The following is a 6,840-nucleotide window of genomic DNA, read 5'->3' on the forward strand; positions in this document are numbered from 1 at the left end:
GTTGGACATCCCACGCGCGACGAGGGCGAGTACCTCCGTCTCGCGTTCGGTGAGCCTGTCCAGCCGTTGACCTGTCACGGCGGGACGGTTGACGTAATGCTCAATGAGCCTGGCCAGGATCGCGGGCGCGAACAGCGACTCCCCAGCGTGGATGCGGCGGATGGCGTCGAGGAACTGGTCGGGGTGGGCGTCCTTGAGGAGGAATCCGCTAGCACCTGCGCGCAGCGCTCCGTACACGTACTCGTCCAGTTCGAACATGCTCAGCACCAGCACCCGGCAACCGGACAGGGCAGGGTCGGCGGTGATGAGGCGGGTGGCTTCGATGCCGTCCCCGCCGGGCATACGGATGTCCATCAAGATGACGTCGGGGACGAGTTCAGCGGCGCGACGGGCGGCGTCCGCGCCGGTGGCAGCCTCGCCCGCCACAGACAGGTCGGAAGTTCCGCCGATCAGGGTCGAGAGGCTGTGCCGCAGGAGGGGCTGGTCGTCGGCGATCAGGACCCTGATCGAGACCTGAGGCTGCGCGGCGGTCATGGACGCTCCGCATCGGGGACGCGTGCGCTCACGCGAAAGCCCTGCCCCGTGGGGATCGCCCGGAAAGTGCCTCCCAGGGTGGTCACGCGTTCCCGGAGTCCGCGCAGGCCATGGCCGGCCCCGGGACGCGGCTGCCACGCGCCGCGCGGCCCGGCGTCCTCCACCTCCACGAGGATCGCGTTCCCTTCTCGCTGCACGCGGACGTGCGCGTCGGTCGGGCCCGCGTGCCGCAGCGTGTTGCTCAGACCCTCCCGCACGACGGCGCAGATCGTGAGTTGCACGCCGGCCGATACCTCCCCCAGCGGCTCGACGTGGAGGACGGTCTGGAGCCCTGCCGCGTCGGCCTGCTGCGTGATCGGGACGAGATCGTCGAGGGTGTCGGCGGGACGCAGGGAGGCGGGGCTCGCGTCGCGCAGCACGGTGAGCATGCGACGCAGTTCGGTGGTCGTCTCGCGGCTGATCCGTTCGACGTCGGCGAGCGCCTGGGTTCGCTCGACGTCGCCTTCTGGCCCGGTGAGAGTGCGGGCGACAGCGGCACGGACCGTGATGACTCCGAGCCCGTGGGAGACGAGATCGTGCAGATCTGCGGCGATCCGCAGGCGCTCCGCGTGCCGCGCACGCTCTTCAGCCCACGCCGCGAGTTCTTCTTCGTAGTGGCGGCGCTCACGCCGAGTCCGGCTGATCGCCCATCCGACCACGAACCCCGCCGCTGCCCCCGCAACGGCCAGTGCTACCCACGCTGAGGTCGGGCGATCGAACCCGATGAGCCCGAGCGTCGCGACCAGCACCATCACGAGAGCTGCGGCGACGAGCCAGGCGTGGGAGCGCCACGTCGGCCGGGCGGTCTCCATGCGTCGAGTCTAGGTTTCGCTGCTGTTGCGGGCATCGGACCCGGGTCTGACGGCCCCAGGGCCGCGCGGTTCCCTTCTCCGGCCCGATGACGCAACACCTGGTTGTGGATGGGATGGGGCTCATGCTGATGATCGACGGGCTCACCAAACGCCGCGGCCCCCATACGGTGCTCTCCGAGGTCACCTTCCAGGCCCTGCCTGGTCGGGTCACCGGGTTCCTCGGCCCGAACGGTGCCGGTAAGTCCTCGACGCTGCGCATCCTTCTCGGCCTGGATCGACCGACCGGCGGCACCGCGCTGATCGACGGGCGACCGTACCGGACCCTGCGCGACCCGCTCCGCACGGTCGGCTCCATGCTCGACGGCTCCGGCGCACACCGCTCCCGCACCGCCCGCAACCACCTTGCCTGGGTGGCCCGCAGTAACGGCATCTCCTCGCACCGAGTGGGCGCCGTGCTGGAGCAGGTCGGCCTCGCCGACGCCGGGCGCACCCGCGTCAGCAAATTCTCTCTGGGCATGGGCCAGCGGCTCGGCCTCGCCACCGCGCTGCTGGGCGAACCCGGCACGCTCGTGCTGGACGAGCCTGTGAACGGTCTGGACCCCGAGGGAATCCGCTGGATCCGCGGCCTGCTGCGACAGCACGCGGACGCCGGCGGCACCGTCCTGCTGTCCAGCCACCTGATGAACGAGGTCGCGGAGATCGCTGACGATCTCGTCGTCATCGCGGCAGGCCGCATCGTCGCCGCGGGACCGCTGGCTGAGGTCACCGCCGGGTACACCACGCTGGAGGACGCGTTCTTCGGCCTCACCGGAGGTGCACGGTGACTCTCGTCCGGACTGTCGCCGCTGAACTGCGCAAGACGATCACCCTGCCTGCCCCGCTCGTGGCGATCGGCATCGCGCTCCTGGGATCGCTCGGGGTCACCCTGCTCAACTCCTCCTACGCCCGCGCGGCCCTCGCGGGGAATCCGAACTTTGCAGGCTTCGAGACCTCTCCCGTCGAGACGGCCTTCGCCGCCGCACCGCTCGGCGTGGTCGGCGCCGTCGTCCTCGGCGTCGTCGCGTTCAGCAGCGAATACTCCGCCAACAGCGTCGACGCGGGCGGCGGGCGTCAGATCACCACCACCCTGACCGCAACCCCGGGGCGCCTGACCCTGCTCACGGCGAAAGCCCTCACCCTCCTGGTGGTGATCACGCTCACCGCGATCGTGACGACCGGACTCAGCCTCGTGCTGGCCCACGTCGCGACGGGGCCTGCTCCTGGCCACGACGATGCCGCAGAGGTCGTCGGGCGGGTGCTCGGGGTCGCGGTGTACTGGTCACTGATGGGGCTGATCGCGCTCGCGGTCACGGTGTTCGCCCGCAGCGGCGTCATCCCGCTCATCGTGCTCATCGCCAACAGCTCGGTGGTGTCCCTGTCGTTCCTTCTGCTGCGGGTCACACCCCTGGCACGGTTCCTGCCCGACCTGGCCGGCATCAGACTCTTCGCCCGGGAGAGCTTCGCCGCGCTCGACGACGTGCTGGATCCACTCACGGGTGGCCTCGTCATGGGCGCGTGGGCGCTGGGGCTGCTCATCGTGTCGGCCGTCGTGTTCACCCGCCGCGACGCATGATCCGCGCGCTCAGAAACGCCACCGCTGCGGAGCTGATCAAGCTCTGGAGCCTCCCCGCCGTCGTCGCGACCTCGCTGGGCACCATCGTCGCGAGCGTCACCCTCGCCGCCGCCCTGGCGATGTCCGCGCCGCCGGAGAGCAACGACGTCTCGCTGATCACCGCTCAAGCGATCGTGTTCCTCCAGATCGGCCCGATTCTCCTCGGGGTCCTCGCCGCCTCGACCGAGTACGAGGGCCGTCAGATCGTCACGACGCTGACCGCGACCCCGAACCGCTCCCTCCTGCTCGCGGGCAAGGCGATCGCCTATCTGGGCGTCGTGGTCACCGTCAGCGTCGCCGCCGTCAGCGCTGGCGCGGCAACCGTGTGGATCGTCCTCGACGCCCACGGCACCGCCCCGGCGCGTCCGGTCGACCTGGGTCCCCTGACCGGTGCCGCGATCTACCTCGTCCTCATCGGGCTGCTCGCTCTCGCCGCTGCCGTGCTGATGCGCTCGCTCATCGGGCCGCTGGTGACGATGCTCGCCCTCGTCCTCATCGTCTCCCCGCTCCTCGCGGGCTACACCGAGCACGCCCGCGTCCTACCGGACCGCGCGGGCAGACTCCTCTACCTCCCCGACAGCGACCCCGGCCTCACGCCGGGAACCGGCGCGCTCATCCTGCTCGCATGGATCGCCGCCACAGCCCTGGCAGCCGTCGGGGCGTTCACGCGCAGAGACGCATGAGATCGGGTCGCTTCACGGGTCAGCGCAGGGGTAGCCCCACCGCGATAGTGAGGGCCGCGACGCCGACGCAGCAGCCCAGCAGCGTCGTGTCGGCGCGGGTCCACGGGGCGGGGCGGGCCCAGGTGCGCGGGACGCCGGTCCGCTGCGGCCGGGAGAACCCGCGCGCCTCGACGGCGATCGCCGTCTGGGCCGCGTCGCGCAGGGCGCCCACCAGCAGGGCGAGCGCCTGTTCCGCGAACCCGGTGATCGCGCGGATCGGCGAGCGCCGGTCCTGCAGCCCCCGGACGCGGCGGGCGTCCGACAGGTCGGCCCAGTCCTGCCCCAGCCGGTCGAAACGCTGCAACGCCACCACCCCGGCCACCACGGGACGCGCCGGGAGCCGCAGCCGCTGAGCCAGGTGGTCGCCGAGATCGGCGGGACGCACGAACGCCGCGAACACGATCCCGGGGACGACGAACAGCCCGATCCGCAGCCCCGCCGTCGCGGCCACCGCCCAGGAGTGCTGGGCGGCGAGCAGCCAGTTCGACCAGGTGACCGACGCCACCGCGAGTCCCGCGGGGATCATCCGGCGCCACGGGAAGCCGCCGCGTCCGCACCACAGCGGCACCAGCACGGCCAGCAGGAGCGCCCCGACGATGAGCCCCCACACCCGCGGCGTCGCCAGGGCGCCCGCCATCAGCGCGAACGATCCGCCCAGCAGCGACAGCGGCCCGCACGACGCCAGCAGTCCGGCCGTGGGGCGTCTGCGTGGTCGGCCGGAACTCTTCCTCATGCGTCCGCTCCCCTGGTGAGGACGGTGCGGCGGACGGCGAGGTCGGCCAGCAGGTCGTCGTGGGTGGCCGCGACGACCGCGACGCCCGCCCGCGCTGCCGCCTCGATGACCCCGGCGACGGCGGCCCACGCGTCGCGGTCCTGGCCGACGGTCGGCTCGTCCAGCAGCAACAGGTCGGGTCCGTGCACCAGGGCGGACGCCAGCGCGAGCCGTCGTGCCTCGCCACCCGAGAGCCGGTAGGGCGAACGGTGGGCCAGCGGCCCGAGTCCGAGTTGCTCCGCCAAGGCGTCGGCCCGGCGTTCGGCGTCGCGCCCCAGGGCGTGTGCGGTCGCCAGCAGGGACGCTCGGCAGGTGCCGCCGATCACGCTCAGGTGCGGACGCTGCGGTACGTAACCCACCCGGGCGGCGACCTGGCGCGACGTCCAGCGGTGCGGGTGGGCGGACGCCTCCCGGGCCAGCGGCGGCAGCGCCTCCAGGACGCCGCCGACCGGCCGCCGTAATCCCGCGAGCGCCGCGAGCAGCGTCGACTTGCCGACGCCGCTTCGGCCCACCACGGCGTGGACCTGCCCGGCGGCGAACTCGGCATCGACCCGGCAGGACACCACCGTCTCGCGGCCGCGTCCCCGGTTGGCCAGAGCGAGGGCGACGTCGGCGACGCGCAGCAACGGCACCCCGCCCGGGAGCGATCCCCGCCTGCGCCGCGGCCGCCTGCATCGTCGAGGGTGACGGCGTTCCGCCGTGCGAGACGCACAGGTCCGCGTCCACGGGCCACAGCGCCGGTGGGGGCGCCTCCGGAACCCACACACCCCAGCGGGCCAACCGCCTCAGCAGGTCGGCGGGCCCCTCCCCTAGCGACGGGCGCCAGCGGGACGCCGGACCGCTGCTCGGCCATGCGGGTCCGTAGCGCGGTCGTTCCGGCGGATGGCCTTCCCCCGAGGGAGGCTGTTCCTCCTCACCACCCAGGCGCCCCTCCCGCACGGGGACGTCGACGACGACGCGGCCACCGGCCACCACGACGAGCCGGTCCACCAGTGGCAGCCAGCCGTCGAGGCGGTGCTCGGCGACCACCAGGGTGAGCGCGCGGCCCGCGACCGCGTCGGCGACGCAGTCCCGGACGCGGGCGGCGGCGTCGGGGTCGAGCATGGAGGTCGGCTCATCCAACAGCAGCAGGCCGTCGGCTCCCGCGAGGGTTCCGGCCAGGCCGACGCGCTGGCTCTCGCCGCCCGACAGCGCCCCCACCCGGTGATCCTCGGCCACCGGCAGCCCGACGCGCCCGATCAGCGTGCGGACGCGCGGCCAGATCGCGGCGCGGGGAACCGCCCGGTTCTCCAGCCCGAAGGCGATGTCGCGGCCGACGGTCTCGGCGACCTGCCCCGCGCCCGGATCCTGGAGCAGGAGCGCGGCACCACCGCCGAGCGGTTCCCGGTCGGCGACGCGGACCTCCCCGGTCGCCTCGCCGGTCTCGGCGGCGTCCAGGACCCCGGCCAGGGCGCGCAGCAGCGTCGACTTCCCGCCGCCGCTCGGCCCGGTCAGCAGCACCCGCTCGCCGGGTTCCAGGGTGAGGTCGAGGTCCTCCAGCACCGGCTTCCAGGCGCCCAGCGGCGTCCAGGTCAGCCCACGCACCACCACCGACGCCGGGCCGCCGTTGGTCACGGAGTGTCGCTGCGGGCGGCGTGCTCGGCACCCGGGCCGAACGCGTCCAGGGCACCGGCCCGGGCCAGGGCGCGGACCAGCGCATGGCCGCCCAGCCCGGCCAGCAGCACGCCCGACAGCACCGAGAACCCGAGCACGGCGAACTTCCATGACCAGGAGTATTCGGCCGCGTAACTCCACCATTCGTAGGCGACGATTTCGAGCAGCGCGGCGAGACCGCCCGCGACCATGGCGACGCCCCGCCCGAAGCGGCGCCACCGGAACAGGGCGAAGCCGAGTTCGGCGCCCAGCCCCTGCAGCACCGCCGAGATCAGGACGCCGGGACCCCACGGGTTACCGAGCAGGTACTCCAGGACGCCCGCGATGAGTTCCACGAACAGCGCGGCGCCGGGCCGCCGGACGATCAGCCCGCCCGCCACGGCGGGCAGCAACCAAACGCCGAGCGCCAGGGAGGAGGTGGGCGGGAAGGCGAGCGTCAGCGCCGTCCAGGGGGTGTTGAGGAGGTAGTCCCAGGCGATGAAGACGACGCCCATCGCCACCCCGAAGACGGCGGCGACGACGAGATCGACGCCCCGCCAGGCCCACGGCCCGCCCTGAGCCTGCTGCGCGAAGGTTTTCTGGGTCATGTCACGGCCTCCTGGTGGCCTGGTCGAAGAACTCCGCCTCATGGCGGCATGCGGTGAGGAACGCCCGCGC

8 protein-coding genes and 1 pseudogene are annotated in these 6,840 nt (G+C 73.0%); 3 read left to right on the forward strand and 6 right to left on the reverse strand.

The window, feature by feature from the left end; all coding sequences use genetic code 11:
* Positions 1-534: response regulator transcription factor (locus V7E09_RS13790; RefSeq protein ID WP_324523558.1), on the reverse strand; the 534-nt coding region annotated here is incomplete at its 3' end.
* Positions 531-1,385 carry a sensor histidine kinase gene (locus V7E09_RS13795; RefSeq protein WP_324523560.1) on the reverse strand — a complete coding sequence of 285 codons (855 nt, stop codon included), beginning with the start codon at positions 1,383-1,385 and terminating at the stop codon, positions 531-533. The genes V7E09_RS13795 and V7E09_RS13790, both read right to left, overlap by 4 nt.
* A gap of 86 nt (positions 1,386-1,471) precedes the next feature.
* On the opposite strand from V7E09_RS13795, the gene V7E09_RS13800 reads away from it, so the two are divergent.
* Genes V7E09_RS13800 through V7E09_RS13810 form a run of 3 tightly spaced genes read left to right on the forward strand, consistent with a single transcriptional unit; the run spans position 1,472 to position 3,719 of the window.
* Positions 1,472-2,209 carry an ABC transporter ATP-binding protein gene (locus V7E09_RS13800; protein WP_324523561.1) on the forward strand — a complete coding sequence of 246 codons (738 nt, stop codon included), beginning with the start codon at positions 1,472-1,474 and terminating at the stop codon, positions 2,207-2,209.
* On the forward strand, positions 2,206-2,997 hold the full coding sequence (locus tag V7E09_RS13805) for a hypothetical protein (RefSeq protein WP_324510009.1): 792 nt from the start codon (positions 2,206-2,208) through the stop codon (positions 2,995-2,997). Before V7E09_RS13800 ends, V7E09_RS13805 begins: the two co-directional genes overlap by 4 nt.
* Entirely contained in the window at positions 2,994-3,719 is a 726-nt protein-coding gene (locus V7E09_RS13810; protein ID WP_324523562.1) for a hypothetical protein, read from the forward strand. The genes V7E09_RS13805 and V7E09_RS13810 overlap by 4 nt, the downstream gene beginning before the upstream one ends.
* A gap of 19 nt (positions 3,720-3,738) precedes the next feature.
* Here V7E09_RS13810 and V7E09_RS13815 read toward each other — a convergent pair whose 3' ends face one another.
* The 4 genes and pseudogenes from V7E09_RS13815 to V7E09_RS13825 form a co-directional block, all read right to left on the reverse strand.
* Positions 3,739-4,491, reverse strand: coding sequence for an energy-coupling factor transporter transmembrane component T family protein (locus tag V7E09_RS13815; protein ID WP_324523563.1), 753 nt, complete (start codon positions 4,489-4,491; stop codon positions 3,739-3,741).
* On the reverse strand, positions 4,488-5,162 hold the full coding sequence (locus V7E09_RS13820) for an ATP-binding cassette domain-containing protein (RefSeq protein ID WP_324510012.1): 675 nt from the start codon (positions 5,160-5,162) through the stop codon (positions 4,488-4,490). Before V7E09_RS13820 ends, V7E09_RS13815 begins: the two co-directional genes overlap by 4 nt.
* Positions 5,163-5,694: 532 nt before the next feature.
* Positions 5,695-6,144: pseudogene (locus tag V7E09_RS15755) on the reverse strand (ATP-binding cassette domain-containing protein); the annotation flags it as partial.
* Positions 6,141-6,770, reverse strand: coding sequence for an ECF transporter S component (locus V7E09_RS13825; RefSeq protein ID WP_324510013.1), 630 nt, complete (start codon positions 6,768-6,770; stop codon positions 6,141-6,143). The gene V7E09_RS13825 and the pseudogene V7E09_RS15755, both read right to left, overlap by 4 nt.
* Positions 6,771-6,840 lie beyond the last annotated feature (70 nt).

The organism is Propioniciclava sp. (genome assembly GCF_036744435.1).
GTDB lineage: Bacteria > Actinomycetota > Actinomycetes > Propionibacteriales > Propionibacteriaceae > Propioniciclava.